Source organism: Brevibacillus porteri (assembly GCF_003013475.1).
In the GTDB taxonomy this organism is placed as follows: domain Bacteria; phylum Bacillota; class Bacilli; order Brevibacillales; family Brevibacillaceae; genus Brevibacillus; species Brevibacillus porteri.
Genome location: NZ_PXZO01000055.1, coordinates 56,653 through 73,262, shown reverse-complemented (window position 1 = coordinate 73,262; position 16,610 = coordinate 56,653). Strand labels below are relative to the sequence as shown.

Annotated in this window: 5 protein-coding genes; all 5 read right to left on the bottom strand. The window is 45.9% G+C overall.

Features of this window, described 5'->3' with window-relative positions; all coding sequences use genetic code 11:
* Positions 1 to 3: 3 nt before the first annotated feature.
* The gene (locus tag C7R92_RS25945; RefSeq protein WP_106836138.1) at positions 4 to 7,119 is read right to left on the bottom strand and encodes an amino acid adenylation domain-containing protein; all 7,116 of its coding nucleotides are present in this window, start codon (positions 7,117 to 7,119) and stop codon (positions 4 to 6) included.
* A 936-nt stretch (positions 7,120 to 8,055) separates the two neighbouring features.
* Positions 8,056 to 13,272, bottom strand: a complete 5,217-nt coding sequence (locus C7R92_RS25940; RefSeq protein WP_106836137.1) for an Ig-like domain-containing protein — start codon at positions 13,270 to 13,272, stop codon at positions 8,056 to 8,058.
* Between the two features lie 233 nt (positions 13,273 to 13,505).
* The gene (locus C7R92_RS25935; protein WP_106836136.1) at positions 13,506 to 14,033 is read right to left on the bottom strand and encodes a hypothetical protein; all 528 of its coding nucleotides are present in this window, start codon (positions 14,031 to 14,033) and stop codon (positions 13,506 to 13,508) included.
* Positions 14,014 to 15,798 (bottom strand): sensor histidine kinase, encoded by a 1,785-nt coding sequence (locus tag C7R92_RS25930; RefSeq protein ID WP_106836135.1) that lies wholly within the window; start codon positions 15,796 to 15,798, stop codon positions 14,014 to 14,016. Before C7R92_RS25930 ends, C7R92_RS25935 begins: the two co-directional genes overlap by 20 nt.
* Complete coding sequence (locus tag C7R92_RS25925) at positions 15,795 to 16,475, bottom strand: response regulator transcription factor (RefSeq protein ID WP_017251702.1); 681 nt, start codon at positions 16,473 to 16,475, stop codon at positions 15,795 to 15,797. Before C7R92_RS25925 ends, C7R92_RS25930 begins: the two co-directional genes overlap by 4 nt.
* Positions 16,476 to 16,610: the final 135 nt, after the last annotated feature.

The following is a 16,610-nucleotide window of genomic DNA, read 5'->3' as shown; positions in this document are numbered from 1 at the left end:
CTCCTAATGATTACTCCACATTTCCAGCAGTTGTTTTTCTTCCTCTTCTGAAATCAATCGCAAGCCTTCTATTGACTCCTCAGGATATGCCATCACTTGTTCGAGCCAATTCACAAAATGTCCGATCATTCGTTCTATGCTGGACGGATTAAATAGGTCTGTATTGTAGCCGAATGAAATCGTCAACGAGTGCTCTGAATGGACTTCTATTGAAATGGACAAATCAAATTTGGCAACCTTGATGGTGCTTTTCACTGGCTCAATTTTTCTATTTGGCCATTGCTTTACGTTTCTCAGGTGGGTTTGCATCGTAAAAATCGTTTGGAAAACAGGGGAGTAACTTGCATTTCGCTCTGGCTTGCGAGCCTCTACTATTTTTTCAAAGGGCACATCCTGATTTTCTTGCCCTCGCAACGTTTTTTCTTTGACTTGGGCGACCAATTCCCTGAAGCTTGGATTGTCTTCGACGTTCACTCTGTAGACCAGCGTGTTTACAAAGCACCCGATTAACCCTTCCATTTCTTTTCGAGTGCGATTCGCAACCGGGCTTCCTACTAAAATGTCTGTTTGTCCCGTATAGCGAGAGAGAAAGCTCTGATAGGCAGCCAGTAATGTCATGAACAAGGAAGCGCCCTCTTGCTTGCTGAAAGCTTTTAGTTTTTCTAATAATGAAGGGGCCAAATCGATATGCTGCATGTCTCCTGCATACGTTTGAATGGCTGGTCGTGGACGATCGAATGGCAACTGAAGCACCGTAAGATCATCTGCAAGTTCATTTTCCCAATACGCCACTTGCTCTTTCATCGTCTCATCTGATAGCCATTGTCTTTGCCAGACAGCAAAGTCCCCGTATTGAATGGATAACGGTGGCAGATCAGCAGGTGTTCCGCTGACTGCTGCTTCATAAAATGCCATCCACTCGTCCAACAAGATATCCTCTGACCAGCCATCGAATACAATATGATGTACAGTACAAAGCAGAACATACTCTGATTCATCCTGCTTAATCAGCTCGGCTTCAATCAACGGTCCTTGGCTCAAGTCAAATACGCGATCAGCACTCTGTTGAATATAATGCTGGACCTGCTTTTCACTTTCATCCGCGGAGAGACTACTTACATGTATGACAGGCAGTGATCTCGATTGATGCGGCTTAACGAGCTGTACAGGAACGCCATTTTGTTTTGCGAATACGGTACGAAGCATTTCATGACGTTCAACCAATTGATTAAATCCTGTTTCTAATGCGGCAACATCCCATGAACCGCTTAAGCGCCATACATAAGGAATGTTATAGACGTTGCTTCCTGGCTCCAGTTGGTCAAAAAACCACAACCGCTGCTGCGCAAAAGATAACGGAATGGGTTCCGTTCTATCCACTTGCAGGAGCGCAGGCAGTTGAACCATTTTTTCGCCTTGTCGCAATTCGGTTAGCCGCTTAGCCAACCCCTCAATGGTCGGGCAATCAAAGATCGCTCGGAGAGGTAGATGTTGACCAAACACTTCTCGTATGCGCGATACAACCTGTGTTGCCAACAGGGAATGCCCGCCCAATTCAAAGAACGAATCAAATACCCCTATTTGGTTTACTCTTAAAATTTCACTCCATATGAGTGCGAGCAATTCTTCCGTTGAGTTTCGCGGCGCTGTGTAGTGATGGCTTACTATGTGGATCTCAGGCAGTGGCAATGCTTTACGATCCAATTTGCCACTCGATGTGAGCGGCATTTCCCCCACCCGTACAAAATAAGAAGGAATCATATAAGGCGGTAACTGTTTCTGTAAATGGCTTTTTACTGTCTCTGCCTCTGATGCCCCACTGTAATAAGCAATTAATCGTTTATCTCCCGGCTCATATTCATGGGCAATGATTGCCACTTCTCCTACCCCTTGCTGCTTCCTCATAACCGCTTCGATTTCACCTAATTCAATCCGATAACCGCGAATTTTCACTTGATTATCCATACGGCCGATGTACTCAATATTGCCGTCTGGCATCCACCGAGCGTAGTCACCTGTCTTGTATAACCTTTCAGATGGATTGCCAAAAGGATTCGGGACAAAACGTTCAGCTGTTAACTCAGGCTTTCCGATATACCCTCGTGCAAGACCAATGCCCCCAATAACCAATTCGCCCATCACGCCTATTGGTTGCAGGTCCCCTTCCTTATTGAGGATGTAGGCTTGAATATTATCCATAGGCTTACCAATGGGGATTACCTTGCTATCGGTCTGGCAATCATAGTAGGTCACTTCAATGGTCGTTTCCGTAGGACCATACAGATTAATAAGAGTCGTATGATTCCTTTGCCCGATTAATCGATGAAAACGTTGAACCTGTTCCGCACTCAAAGCTTCCCCGGTTGTATAGACTCGCTGTAAAGTTTTGATTTCCTCTGCGCAATCCACGTTTTCCAAATGGTCTAAAAAGATGCTGAGCATCGATGGAACAAAATGAATATAAGTTATCTGATGCTGGGCAACCGTTTTGACAATAAGCTCCGGGTCTTTCTCTGCATGGGGAGCGAGGAAACATAATTTACTACCAGTGAAAAACCATAGGACTAATTCCGTTACGGAAACATCAAAACAATAGGGAGTCTTTTGCAAGATGGTGTCATCCTCGTTCATGGGGTAGCGATGGACCATCCAGTTCATCCGATTGACAACCGAGCAATGCTCGATCATGACTCCTTTTGGTGCCCCCGTCGAACCTGAGGTATAGATGACGTACGCCAAATTTTTCGAATGGGCAACGGACTCCAGATTCTCGCATTCTACATCCTGATCCGGCCTATTCTCTTCCAATAACAGGACGGGTCCATTGAAATCGATCGCTGTCTTGAATTTCTCTTGCATGACGACGACCTTCGTATCGCTATCCCGGAGAATATAGGACAGTCTATCTTTCGGAGCCACTGTGTCCATCGGCATATAGGCTCCACCCGCTTTTAGAATGGCAAGAATACCAATCATCATGTCGGGAGAACGCTCACTCAGTAATCCTACTAATGTATCCGGCTTCACTCCCTGATTTCGCAATTTGCTTGCCAGGAAGTTTGCCCTGTTGTTTATTTGCCTGTAGGTCCATTGTTCGTTGCCGAATACAACCGCCATTCGCTCTGGCGTCCGGGCAGCTTGCTCTTCGAATATTTGATGGAGCGTTTTCTGATCCTCAAACGCAACTTCCGTGTCATTCCACTCTTGGAGAATTTGGTTCTCTTCAGAAGCGGTCAGCATAGGCATGGAATGCAACGTCTGGTCACTGTGCGTAAGAACGCTTTTTAGCAATTCAATATAATGCGCAAACATGCGGCGCATCGTAGATTCCTCATACAAATCCGTATTGTATTCCCAGTCAAGGCTTATACTTCCGTATTCATCCTTTGTTAAAAGGGAAGAAGAGAGCTCCTCATGATTCGTCACTACTACGTTGATATCAAATTTGGCCGATCCGTTGCTAATGCCTTCGGTGAGTTGAATATTCAGATTGGATACAGGTAAATGCGTGACTTTTGCATCCTGGAAACTAAACATGACTTGGAATAGAGGGTTACGGCTTTGATCACGCTTCAGTTTTAAGGCATCGACTATTTGGTCAAAAGGAATCTCTTGATTTTCGTACGCTTCCAAGGCCGATCTCTTCACATCTTGCAATACATCCTGGAACGTCATATTGTCGGTAAATTGCGTACGGATCACAATATTGTTGACAAACATCCCGATCAATTCTTCCGTGTCTTTCCAGCGGCGATTCGCGATACCCGAACCTACAATAATGTCTTCTTGATTGGAATAACGATGGAGCAAGGTTTGAAACGCAGACATCATGACCATGAATAAGGTCGTATTTGTTTTCATGCAGTAATCACGCAATTGAAGATACAGTTCTTCCGGTATTAATTGGGTGAACATATTCCCGTGAAAGGTTTGATTTACTGGTCGTGGCCTGTCAGTGGGCAGTTCCAGAAGCCCATTGGCCCCTTGCAGTAGATTCTTCCAGTACGTTAACTGCTTGTTTTCCTTGCCGCGCTTAAACAGCTCATTCTGCCATACGCAATAGTCTGCGAATTGAATCGGCAACTCAGCCAGTGGAGATGGTTTCTTTTCAAGATAGGCACTGTATAGCGTAAACAGTTCTTTTAAAAATTTGCGGAATGACCATCCATCATGAATCAGATGATGCTCCACAAACAAAATGACAGACTCCAACTCAGAAATCTTATAAACAATCCATCGCGCCAATGGCAGCTGTGCGATATCAATCGGATTTTTGATCTCCATTTGAATGAGCCTTTGGACTTCGGCGGCACGATCACTCTCAGGTAAGTGCGAAACATCTATAACAGGCAATTCCACATCGAATGGTTCATAGATCACCTGATAGGGTTGTCCATTTTTCTCATGAAAAACCGTTCGGAATATTTCATGTCTGCGAACAATCTCTGTAAAACACTTATTGAGTATGGGGAGATCCAGCATCCCGCGCACTTTCATTGTGGCTTGAAAAATATAAGCCAAATTATTCGCGCTTAACTGTTCTAAAAACCACACTCTTTCTTGCGAATAAGAAAGCGGCAATTCTCGATCTCGTGATACCCTCTTGATGGCAGGTAACGCATCCACTGCATCTACCTCATCTGCAGCAGTTACGATCGGCACGATGCTCCGAATCGTCGGATGGGTAAACAGAGCAGACAACGGAATCTCTTTCTTGAAAAGAGCACGGATTCTGGCAATAACCTGAGTCCCCAACAGCGAATGTCCGCCTAATTCAAAGAAATTATCCTCGACTCCAATCTCATCGTATCCGAACAAATCCTTCCAAATGTCCAGGAGCTTCGTTTCCCATTCTGTTTCCGGTTTTACATATTCCGTCGAAACATGCGGACGACTATTACCTACCTCTGGCAGTGACTTCAGGTCAATTTTTCCACTGGGAGTAAGCGGGAAAACATCCATTTTCACAAAATACGCTGGAACCATGAACTCTGGAAGCTGAGCCTTCAGATAATCACGCCATTCTGTTACCGTTCCAGACCCTATCACATAAGCGATCAGCTTGTTATTTTCATAGGCGTCTTTTTTCGCGACAATGATTGCTTGCTCAACAGTCGAATGATTGCCTAAAGTGACTTCAATTTCCTCCAGCTCAATTCTGTACCCTCTCACTTTTACCTGGTTGTCATTGCGCCCGATATACTCCAAGTTTCCGTCGGCCAAGTACCGAACCAAATCTCCCGTTCGATACAAACGCGAGTCTGATTCTGGACAATACGGGTTGGAAATAAATCGTTCCTCTGTCAATTCAGGACGGTTCAAGTAACCTCTTGCTACGCCTGATCCGCCGACATACAGTTCTCCGGCAACTCCGACAGGTTGCATTTGCAAATGCTCGTTCAACACGTATAACTGTGTATTGGCATTCGGTTTTCCAATGGGTATTTGCGCGTGTTTTTCATCTGGATGGCATTTGAAGCTGGCAACCTCGACTGTCGTCTCTGTCGGCCCATATGTGTTGTATAAGGTTGTACCATGAGGAATGGTCAACAGATCGGTACATTTCGTAACAACATGAGGCGGAAGTACTTCCCCTCCAACTGTGACGTATTTCAAGGAGGATAATGCAAAAGAAGAACCCAGATTTTCTATATAATCCAATACAGCTTTCAACATAGATGGCACAAACTCGAGATGGGTAATTTTATGCATCTCGACTGCTTTCACAAGCAAGGCAGGGTCTTTCTCATCGCTGTTCGGGAGGATGTACAAGCTAGCTCCTTTCAACATCCACCAAAAGAGCTCCCAAACAGAAGCATCAAAGGAAACAGACGTTTTTTGTAAAAGCCTGTCCGTTTGTAAAAGCGGACTGCGCCTCTCCAGCGTTTGAAGAAAATTCATAACGGAATGGTGCTCAATCATTACCCCTTTCGGATTTCCTGTCGAGCCGGAGGTATAGATGACATAAGCAAGATTGTGGCCGTTTACTTCCATTGCAGGGGGCTCCGTGCTTTCATTCGGCAAAATTTCACAATAATCCGACAATTTTACCACTTTTATTCCGTCAGGCACTTTCGTCGCGGACGCTTCATCCGCAATCACTACTTGTAAAGCAGCATCTTCCATAATATAGTGGAGTCTTTGAACGGGATAAGCAGGATCGATCGGTACATAAGCGCCTCCTGCTTTCAACACACCTAATATGCTCACGATCATTTCCATGGAACGCTCTTGGCATATTCCCACCAGCACTTCACTCGTTACACCAATCTTTCGGAGGTAATTCGCCAATTGATTTGAGCGGATATCCAATTCCCGATAGGTCATCTTCTCTTGCTTATAAACGAGCGCAATGGCATCGGGATTCCGATTGGCTTGGAAATCAAAGGCATTCAAGATTGTGTCAGGAACATTCGTGGGTTCATCATTCCTGCACCACTCGTCTACCAGTTCTCTCTCCTGGTTTTTGGTTATTAGTCTCAATAAATCAATAGGAGTTTCGACATCCGTGATTACTTGTTCGATCCAGTTACAAAAGTTCTCGATCATTCGTCGTATCGTCTGTTGTGTAAATAGGAAGGAATTATATGTAAATGTGATGCGCATTCCCTCAGCTTCTTCGACATCAACACGCAGCTCTACCTTTGCTATTTGGGAATCGACAAAAAGTTTGATATCCCCATCCCCAGCTTTTCCTACTCTTAAAAAGGTATGAAATAATTTCGTAGTTTCGGAGTTGCTGGTAAGCTTCTCCTCCATCCTATTCTCTTTGACCTCGTTCAACAGCTGCTTAAAATTCGTCGTTCCACCCATAATCACTCGACTTGCAAAAAAGGCAGAGCTATCACTCGCTATCGCACCAATCCGAATGTCGTTTTGCCCCGTATATCTGTAAAGATAGCTATGGTATGCAGCCAAGAATAGCGTAAACATGTCGGTCTCTTCTTGCATGCAAAGTAATCTTGCTTTCTCCCCCACTGGTTTTGACAGATCAATCGATTGCCACTCTTCTTCATAGCGAACATTTTTTTGTCTGGGGATATCAAACGGAAGCTGTAGCAATGGAGCCTCTCCTGCCAATTCTGAAAGCCAATGACTCACTTGATCTTCCATGGTCATGGTTATCCTCCCTTTTTGAGCTTGATAATGAAGGGGGAACCCTCTAAAATTATGAAGTTCCTCACCCGCTCTGCTTGATCAGACTTTTAAAATGGATAGTAGTCGGTAAGCCTCCCCCTCCTTTACAAAGTAGGCGTTGACTCATCGAATCGTCCACGATAAAGACTGGACACCCGATTAGTTAAGGTGAAGCAAATAGAAAAAGGGAAAAACATAGGAATAGTTGACCAAACAAACATGTTGTTTTCAAATATTATCGTGCATGTTCAAAGCGGCTACAAACGAGATGTGAAAGGGAAGGTAACTGAATCGAATTGCTATGAATTCGTGAAAAAAGTGGAGTAGTGTTTGAATACAGTTGAGTATGAAACACCTATGCAGGGAAGCCTTGCAATTGAATGGTGAATTGTTCTTTCGAATCGTGGAAAGGCAGCTTCAGATTCTACTAGGAAAAGGGGAATTTTTAGAACAATTACCTATTAAAAGTATAAAATGTAATAGATTACCATTTAAGGTCATTATATCATATCTGAATTTTATGTCAAATATTAGCCTAGACATTGGTTCATCATCAAACAAAAATAGACATGTTTACCTTCTCGGGTAGGCTGGTGTAGAAATTGATCGATACCTGAGAAGGTTGAACATGTCTATTTTTCTTTGTAGAAATTTGCTTACTCGATACGTTCAATCATTACCCTTGAAAAAGGGTATACCCTCCTACTACTATCGAGACTGCAAATAAAATACCGAAGTACCACTTCGTAAACCGAAGACTGAACCACGAGCCTTCCCACCATAAAATTCCAAAGAAAATAGCCCCAACCATCATGCTAGTGACAAAAGCAATGAATGCGTTTTCCATATTTCTTCACCTTTGAAAACAGAATGGAAAAGAGGCTGCCCTCCACAGTAGATCGAACAGCCCCTTTTCATTTACCAGACCGTAATGTTAATCGTAATGGTCTCGCCGCCGTATTCCACTGTAATCGTTGTTTTACCAGATTCCAGTGCGGTCACGACACCATTTTCTACAGTCACAATCTCAGGATCTTCCACTGTCCATTCGGCATCCTTGGTGACGATCTCCTCGTACCTATTTTTATAGACCGCATACAGGACGATCTCTCCAGTATTGTCTGCCTTCAAGCGCAGCGAAGAGCGCGATACTCGCAAATCTTTTACTTTCTTTTCCTCTACTACGAGCACACGATTGGTTACCTTTTTACCGCCATATTTCGCAGTAATGACAGCCTTCCCTTCAGCCAGCGCTGTCACTTTTCCCTCTTTTGTTACTTCGATGACCTCTTCGTTGCTTGAGGACCAAGTTGCTTTTTCTGTCACCTCTTCGGTGTTCTTGTCACTGAAGACGGCTGTCAACGTTAGCTGCTTCTCCTCATCGATCTCCAGCACCAAATCCTTGAGGGAAGTCGTCAATGAACGAATGGTTTTCTTAGAAACCGTCACCGGAATCTCCAGTTCCTCGCCCATATAGCGAACGGTAACGATGTCTTCTCCCTCTTCTTTTCCTGCCGTAATGCGGCCCTGCTTGACGGTAACCAACCCGTTTTCCGTGTCGTATTCAACATTTTTGTCTCGCGTGATGTCTTTGCGTTTTTTGCCTTCTACTTTATAAAGGCGTAAGGTCGTGGTTCCCTTTGGCTTCATCCAGAAGGACGGTTCGTTTGTTTCCAACTGGAAGGTTGCTATTTCCTTAACGGTTACTTCCACCGAATCGGTTTTGTTCCCATCCTCGGTCGTCACTGTAATCGTCGCGGTCCCAGGAGCTACAGCCGTGATCTTGCCTTCCTTATCTACATCGACGATCTCAGAGTCGCTGCTTTTCCACTTGACTCGTTTGTTGGTGGCATTCGCTGGTTTTACAGTGGCTCTAAGGCTTTCTGTAGCGCCAACACGCAGCGTTAACTCCTCTTCCTCCAACTCTACTCCGGTGACCGACTCTCCTATTTCCTTAACGGTTACTTCCACCGAATCGGTTTTGTTCCCATCCTCGGTCGTCACTGTAATCGTCGCGGTCCCAGAAGCTACAGCCGTGATCTTGCCTTCCTTATCTACCTCGACGATCTCAGAGTCGCTGCTTTCCCACTTGACTCGTTTGTTGGTGGCGTTCGTTGGTTTTACAGTAGCACGAAGGCTTTCTGTATCGCCAACACGCAGCGTTAACTCCTCTTCCTCCAACTCAACTCCGGTGACAGGCTCTCCCGTTGGCGGATTCGACACATATAGCTCAATGGAATCATCCAGTTCGACGGTGTTTCCTGCCTGGTCGCGAAGCTGGATCAGAACTTTTTTCGTGCCATTGCCATACGTCAAGTTCCACGGCACTGTTCCCGTCACTTTTTCCCAGCTGCTCCACTTGCCTTGGTCATTGGAGATGCGCATGTCGACATCTCCCAAATTGTCCGTAGCAGTAACATGCAGTCTCACGCTGGTGGAGCTAGTTAGACGATCATCATTGTTGATGACGAACGTTCCCGTTGGTGCTGTCTTATCCAAGGTAAACGTGATCTTGGTTTCGTTTCCGGAAGAATCTACGACCCGCAGTTCATGCTTGCCTTCACTTGTTACCTGGTCGCCACTTGCGAACGGAGCACTATTCAATGTCGCGGTTCCTTCATTGAAGGTGATGGTCACGTCATCTTTGTAAATGCCTTTGTCCTCGACTCCTGTAACAACTGGCGCATCTGCATCCAGCTCGATCGTATCGGAAACGGTTGTGATGTGCCCTGCCTTGTCCGTAATCTGCATTTCGACAGTCTTGGTTCCATCACCGGACTTCAATTGCCATGCTTTGGTCGCAGTTACTGCCTCCCAATCGCTCCAGTCGTTGTCACCATTGGCGAAGCGGATTTGCACATCGCTCGTACTGTCATTCGCTGTTATGGCGAGCGTAACATCACGAGACTTGGTATAGTTGTCTCCGTTATTAATCGTGATAGATCCAGTTGGCGCCACCACATCTAGCTCAATCGTATCGCTTAGCTTTGTGACGTTCCCCGCTTTGTCCCGCAGCTTGACATAAACCGTTTTGGTGCCGTTTGTACTGCCATTAGCCAGCTTCCATGCTTTTGACTCTGCGAAACGCTCCCACGTACCCGAATTGTCATCCGCGTTTGAGACCAGCATTTCGATATCGTCTGTATTCCCTGGGGAAGTAAGGTGTAGCGTCACATCTTCTGTTTTCGCAAATTCGGCTCCGTTATCGATGCTGAGCGTTCCTGTCGGTGGTGTTTTATCCAGCGTGAAACGAATCGTCGTGCGATTTTGTGCCTCATCTGTGACGACCAACTCATACGATCCTTCCACAGTGACGACAGAACCGCTCGTAAACGGACTGCCATTCAGTAATGCCGTTCCCTCGTTGAAGGAAATCGTTACGTCGCTCGCATAGACACCATTCTGGGCGACTCCTGTGACGACTGGTCCAGCTGAATCCAGCGTGATTTGCTTTTGAAGGGCCAATTGGTTTCCGGCTGGATCTCTCAGCTCGACATAGACCGTTTTGGCTCCATCAACACCGCTCAGCTCCCATAGAACGTCGCCTTTTGATGGTGCCGTTTTCCAATCGCTCCACGTCAGGTTGTCATTGGACAAGCGCAATTCCACACCATGAGCATCAGCCGACTCCACACTCAACGTAACCTTGCTCGAGTTGGTATACAACTGGCCTTGATTGATTTCGAAGGCACCCGTAGGGTTGGTCATATCGAGCGTGATCTCATCGGTAAAGCTGGCAATATTCCCTGCTTTGTCCTTTACTTCCATGTAAACCGACTTGGTTCCGTCCCCAGTCGGCAAGGTCCACGCCTTTGTCGTGGTCAGCGTTTCCCAGGAAGTCCAATTGGCTGGATCACTCGTATCATGGGAAAAGCGCATCTGTAGTTCATTACTGAAATCGGTAACGGCAATTTGTAATGTAGTTGCCAGTGTATGGGTATAATTGGCGTCACCATTGATCTTGAGACTGCCTGACGGCTTCGTTTGATCGATGGAAAATGGAAGGATAGTCGTATTGCCCGCTTCATCTGTGACAATCAGCGTATAGGCTCCATCCTCATTGACGATTTCTCCGTCAGCTATCGGCTTTCCGTTCAAGGTCGCCTTTCCTTCGTTGAAGCTGATCGTAACACTCTGATTGTACAGCTTGTTGTTCTCTACCCCTGTGACAACAGGTGCAACCGTGTCGAGTGTAATCGATGCCTGTAAATCATGGGTGTTGCCCGCTTCGTCGATCAACTGTACATAGACCGTTTTCTGTCCATCCCCAGTTGTTAGCTTCCAAGCCTTGGTGGTCGCAACATCCTCTGGAGCACTCCAGCTGGTGTTATCGTTGGACAGCTTCATTTTTACCTTGCTGGTAGCGTCCGTGCCATCAATTTGCAAAGTAACATCCTGGTTATTCGTATGGGTGGCTCCGTTATTGATCGCAAGAGTTCCAGTAGGTGCGGTTTTATCCAAGGTAAAGGTTACCGCCGTCGTATTCCCCGCTGTATCCGTCACGACCAACGTGTACTTGCCCTCCACACTCACCTTTGTCCCGCTGGCAAAAGGAGCACCATTCAATGTTGCTGTGCCATCGTCGAAGACAGGGGTGACATCCGCCGTGTAGAAGCTGTCATTCGCAACCCCCGTCACAATAGGCGGCGTTTTGTCTAACACGATGGTATCGGATGTCGTAAACAGATTCCCTACACCATCACGGAACTTCGCGTAGACTGTTTTTTGTCCGTCTCCACTAGCCAAGTTCCATTCCAGCTTGTTATTGGCTGGGATTGGCAGCCAACTACCTGTAAAGTTGTTATCATTCGATAACATCAGTTCTACCGGGCCGTTCACATCGCTTCCCAGAATGGTAAGCTCTACCTTTTCCGATGAAGTGGCTACGTTCCCGTTATTGATCTCGATAGTTCCTACCGGAGGTGTCGTATCCAGCACAATACTATCCTGCGCTTGCAAGACAGTTCCTGTTCCGTCACGCAGCTCCATGAAGACCGATTTGGTCCCTTCTCCTGTTGTGAGAGTCCACGTCACAGGTGTCACAAACGACTTCCATTCGCTCCAAGGACCACCTTCCACGTTCGTCAAACGGTACTCTGGCTTGGCCGCGTCAGGGTCATCATGGGTCATAGTAAGCGTCACATTTGCTGAATTCGTAATCGCAGCACCGCCATTGATGGTAACCGTCGCTGTCGTAGGTGGTTCATTTACATCTGTCACCTGGATGGTCATCATCTTGGTAAAGAAATTGCCAGCCGAGTCTGTTGCGGTTATCGGTACGTAGTAAGTCGACTTCGTTTCAAAATCAAATTTTTCCGTTACCTTCAGTTGATTTCCCTCAACAGTAAATGGCACCGAATTGTTTAGAATGCTGAACGTAACGGTATCTCCTTGATCAGGATCTACTGCCGACAGCGTACCAACTACCGCTCCTATTTGATTGTTTTCAGGAATCGAATTGGACGATAAGAGGATATCGGTTGGTGGAGTGTTAGCAGCATAAGTGATTTCCAGCTGAGAAGCGTAGCTACTATTTCTTTTGTCGTAGAAAACGATTTGAGGCTGATACAAAAGTGGTGCTGGCGGCGCTGTTTGTCGTCCTCTTAAAACAAAGGTAGCTTTTTTGTCTGGAATCTGGCTCTTAACAAAGCTGGTTACATCAAACGATTTCCACCCTGTGAAATTATCGGGAAGCATCTCATTTGTTATGATTCTTTCACTATGCATAGGTATCGTCAACGTAGAATCATCGTTCCAGCTGTCATCAGACGAGCCCCATAGATCAATAAAGGGCTTATCTCCACCTGTTGATTCTACCTTATGCACATAAATTTTCAGGTTGGCGGACTCAATTTTCTTCTCACTTTTCACGCCGCTCAGGTCAAAACGCAGGGCAGCATTCGCAGCCCCATAGTCCCCGCCAGAGTCTCGCGCATAGCCAACGATCAACGCGTTCTGAATCAATTCATATTGCATTCCCTCTGGATAGGCACCAGACGCATCCACGAACTTGTCCGCCTCTACTCGAATCACATCTGTAAGATTAGCTGCGTTCACTTTTTCTTGAATAAACACAGGTTGGACAATTGCAAACAGCAAAGTAAATACCAATAAACGAGCAATCATTCTTTTCATCAATAACACTGTCCTCCTTCCTTCTTCATTTGAACTCCCCCTACTGTCGACACACTCCCCTAGCAAAACATCTAGGTGAAACAAAAATATGGTAACAACAGTCTATTGCAAAAAATACTAACTAAAGTTATGTCTTTTCGTGATTATTTTCTTCCCAATAAAAAGCCCCACCGTAAACATGTGCCAAACAAAATAAAAAGAACCCCAAAAATGAGGTTCCAATTGATCGGGCGCTATTTAAGGGTTAGCTCCTTCTCCCATGTCTTTTCATTGCCTTGCTCATTTTGAAAGACCAAAATCAATTTCCCCTTTTCCCCCTTCAACTCATCCTTGTAAAAGAAACCAGTGAACTGTCCATTGCCACTGATGTAAAATCCATTCCCACCAGGGATACCTTCTGTGTCGTTTTTGATCGCTTGCTCTATCGTGCTTACGATGTCAGTTTTCTCAGACTTCCACTGCATGCTAGCTAACGAATAGCCGGCAGGTACCTGTTCGATAAAGAAATCGAAGCTATTCCCATCGATGGGTTTCGGTTCTTGGTCGACCACGACGAGAATTTCTTTTTCCTGCTGTTCTGCGGCCATGTCTTGTGCAACGTTCTCCGGTTGTTTCTCCTTGTTTTCTTTGTTTTCCTGAGGAACTTGCGGCGGCACTTGACCAGTCGATTCTGGAGGAAGCGGTGCGCCACAAGCACTCGTAACGAGTGATAGGACCAATACAGCCAGTAAGCTTTTCATTTTATTCTTTTTCAGATTCATTGTCATTTCCACCTTTGTTTTCATTTTCAACCAACGTGAAGGTAAAAGCGACTCCATTCACGGTATTTTCCGCACCATAATCACTGCCATGCAGATCGAGGATATGTTTACAGATCGCCAATCCGAGACCCGTGCCGCCAGATTTCCGCCAGCGAGAGCTATCTACTCGATAAAATTGCTCCCATATCCGCGTGAGTTGATCGTCTGGGATGTGCGCTCCTTCATTTTCGATTCGAAACCGGATGCACTCCCGCTCGCGGGCCCCCGTAATCCGAATCTCACTTGATGGATTGGCGTGCCGGACTGCATTGCCGAGCAAATTCACGATCACTTGCTCGATACGTCTTGGATCTGCCCATACGTTGTTCTCTTCAGGTAAGGCGAGACATAGTCGTACCTGCTTGTTTGCCAGCTGTAGTTGGAAGGAAGCGGCTACACGATCTATTACTTCCGATACGGGAAACGATTGTCTACGAAGCAAAATGGCTTTGGCTTCGAATTTGGACAACTCCAGCATATCCATAATGAGCTCGTTCATCTTGTCGACTTCGCTTAAAATGACGTCCATGTATCGCTCCCGCTTTTCATGTGCGACATCATCTTTTAACCCTTCCGCAAAGCCCTTCACAATGCCAAGCGGGGTCTTGAGTTCATGAGAGATGTTTGCAATCAATTCTTTGCGAAGCTGCTCCATTTTTTCCTTATGCTCTAGATCCTCGCGAAGAGTGACGTTGGCATTCGTCAGGTCTTTTAATGTCTGATCCAGCTTGCCAGCTAACGTATTCAGATGGCGAGAGAGCTCACCGAATTCATCCTGAGAATGAATCGAAGCATGTTCTGTGAAGTCCAGATTAGCCATACGTGAAGCGGAATGATTCAGCGTAACTAATGGTTTCGTGATCATCTTCGAAAAGACAAAGGACAGCAGCAATAAGATGACGAGGATGACTGGCGTCGCGTATAGGGAATAGCTGGTCAGCATACTTACCGCATCGCTCACTGGTTGCAACGTCGTCACCGCCAGTATGAAACTCGCCCCGCCCTGATAGGAGAACCGATGAATCACGATGGCATAGTTTACACCACTCCACGGATCAGTCCACTTCCGCTGGATGAATGATCCGCTTTTCATCTGTGTAATCTCGTCGTATTGCTGCTCCAGCCATGGTCCGATTTGATCCGCTACGAGAGAATCCTGATAAAAAGGATTATGTGCCCGCTGCTGACTAGGCAGCATGAGTTCAGAAATAACAGCCGTGACCCGGGTTAGTCCATTCTCGGACACATTTGTGGATGGACTTTGCCCTGCAATCCGTATCGGCTTCATGATCGTATCGTTCTCATCCATATAGATTCCGTCGATGGTAATCGTATCTCCAACACGGAGTCCTTCAGGGAGATCGGTGCTTTGCATTTCTTTTAGCGGTAAGGTAATCACTTGATTTTTATTTGCTACTTTTATTTCTAGAAAATAGGGGGCGAGATTCAATTGCCTGAGCTGCTCATCTACGATCCCGATGCTGGCATCTGTGCGATTCATCAATGTACCCACCAGCTTATCCAGCTTGTGCTTGTCGGGAGGGAGTTTGGCGTACTCATCTGGAAAAGATGCCATTGCTTGTGAGAGCTCGCTTACTTTCGCATTTAAATAAAAGCGCTCAAAGAAAAACTTTTCCCCTATCAAAATCAAAGCGTAGAGCAAAAAGACAAAAACAAAAGTGGCGGCAAATAATTTTGTCACAACGTTTAGTCGAAGGCGTTTCATCGTTTTGCCTCAAACTTATATCCAAAACGGATCATCGTCTGAATCAGATGCTGCTCTGTATCCAGCTTGGCACGCAGTTTTTTCACGTGGGTATCAACGGTGCGATGGTCGCCAAAGTAGTCCATCCCCCAAACCCCATTCAAAATGCTATCTCGGGACAAGACCGTCCCTTCATGCTTAATGAAGAACAGAAGCAGCTCATACTCTTTTGGTGTCAATGAAATCGGGACGCCTGCAATCGTAACGGTGTGAGCTCGTTTGTTTACCGTCAATGCTCCAAACTGAGCGATATCATCTCCCCGCCCGATGCTCCCCTCTGCCCTTTTCATCAGAGCTTTGGCACGGGCCACTAATACTTTTGGGCTAAACGGTTTGGTGACGTATTCGTCCGCGCCAAGCTCGAAACCCATCAACTGGTCATCGTCGTCTACTCTTGCTGTAATGATCATGATGGGAATGTCGGATTGTTGGCGGATTTTTCTGCACACCGACCAGCCATCCATCTCGGGCATCATAATATCTAGCACAACTAAATCGACAGGGTGCAGAGCGAAAAGTTCCATCGCCATTTTACCGTGCTGCGCTTCGTACACTTCCCAAGCTTCTTTTTTAAAATAATCCGATACAAATTCACGTATGAGCTCGTCGTCCTCTACGAGTAACACTTTCCGTTTCATTTCCGCACTCCTTACTCGTGGTTGTGCATTTACTGCATAGATTACCAGTTTATTGTGAAACTTACGAATCCATATCTCACCGCCACCATTCCGATGACCGCCAACCTTGGTTTTACAAGATGAGTATAGATGGCT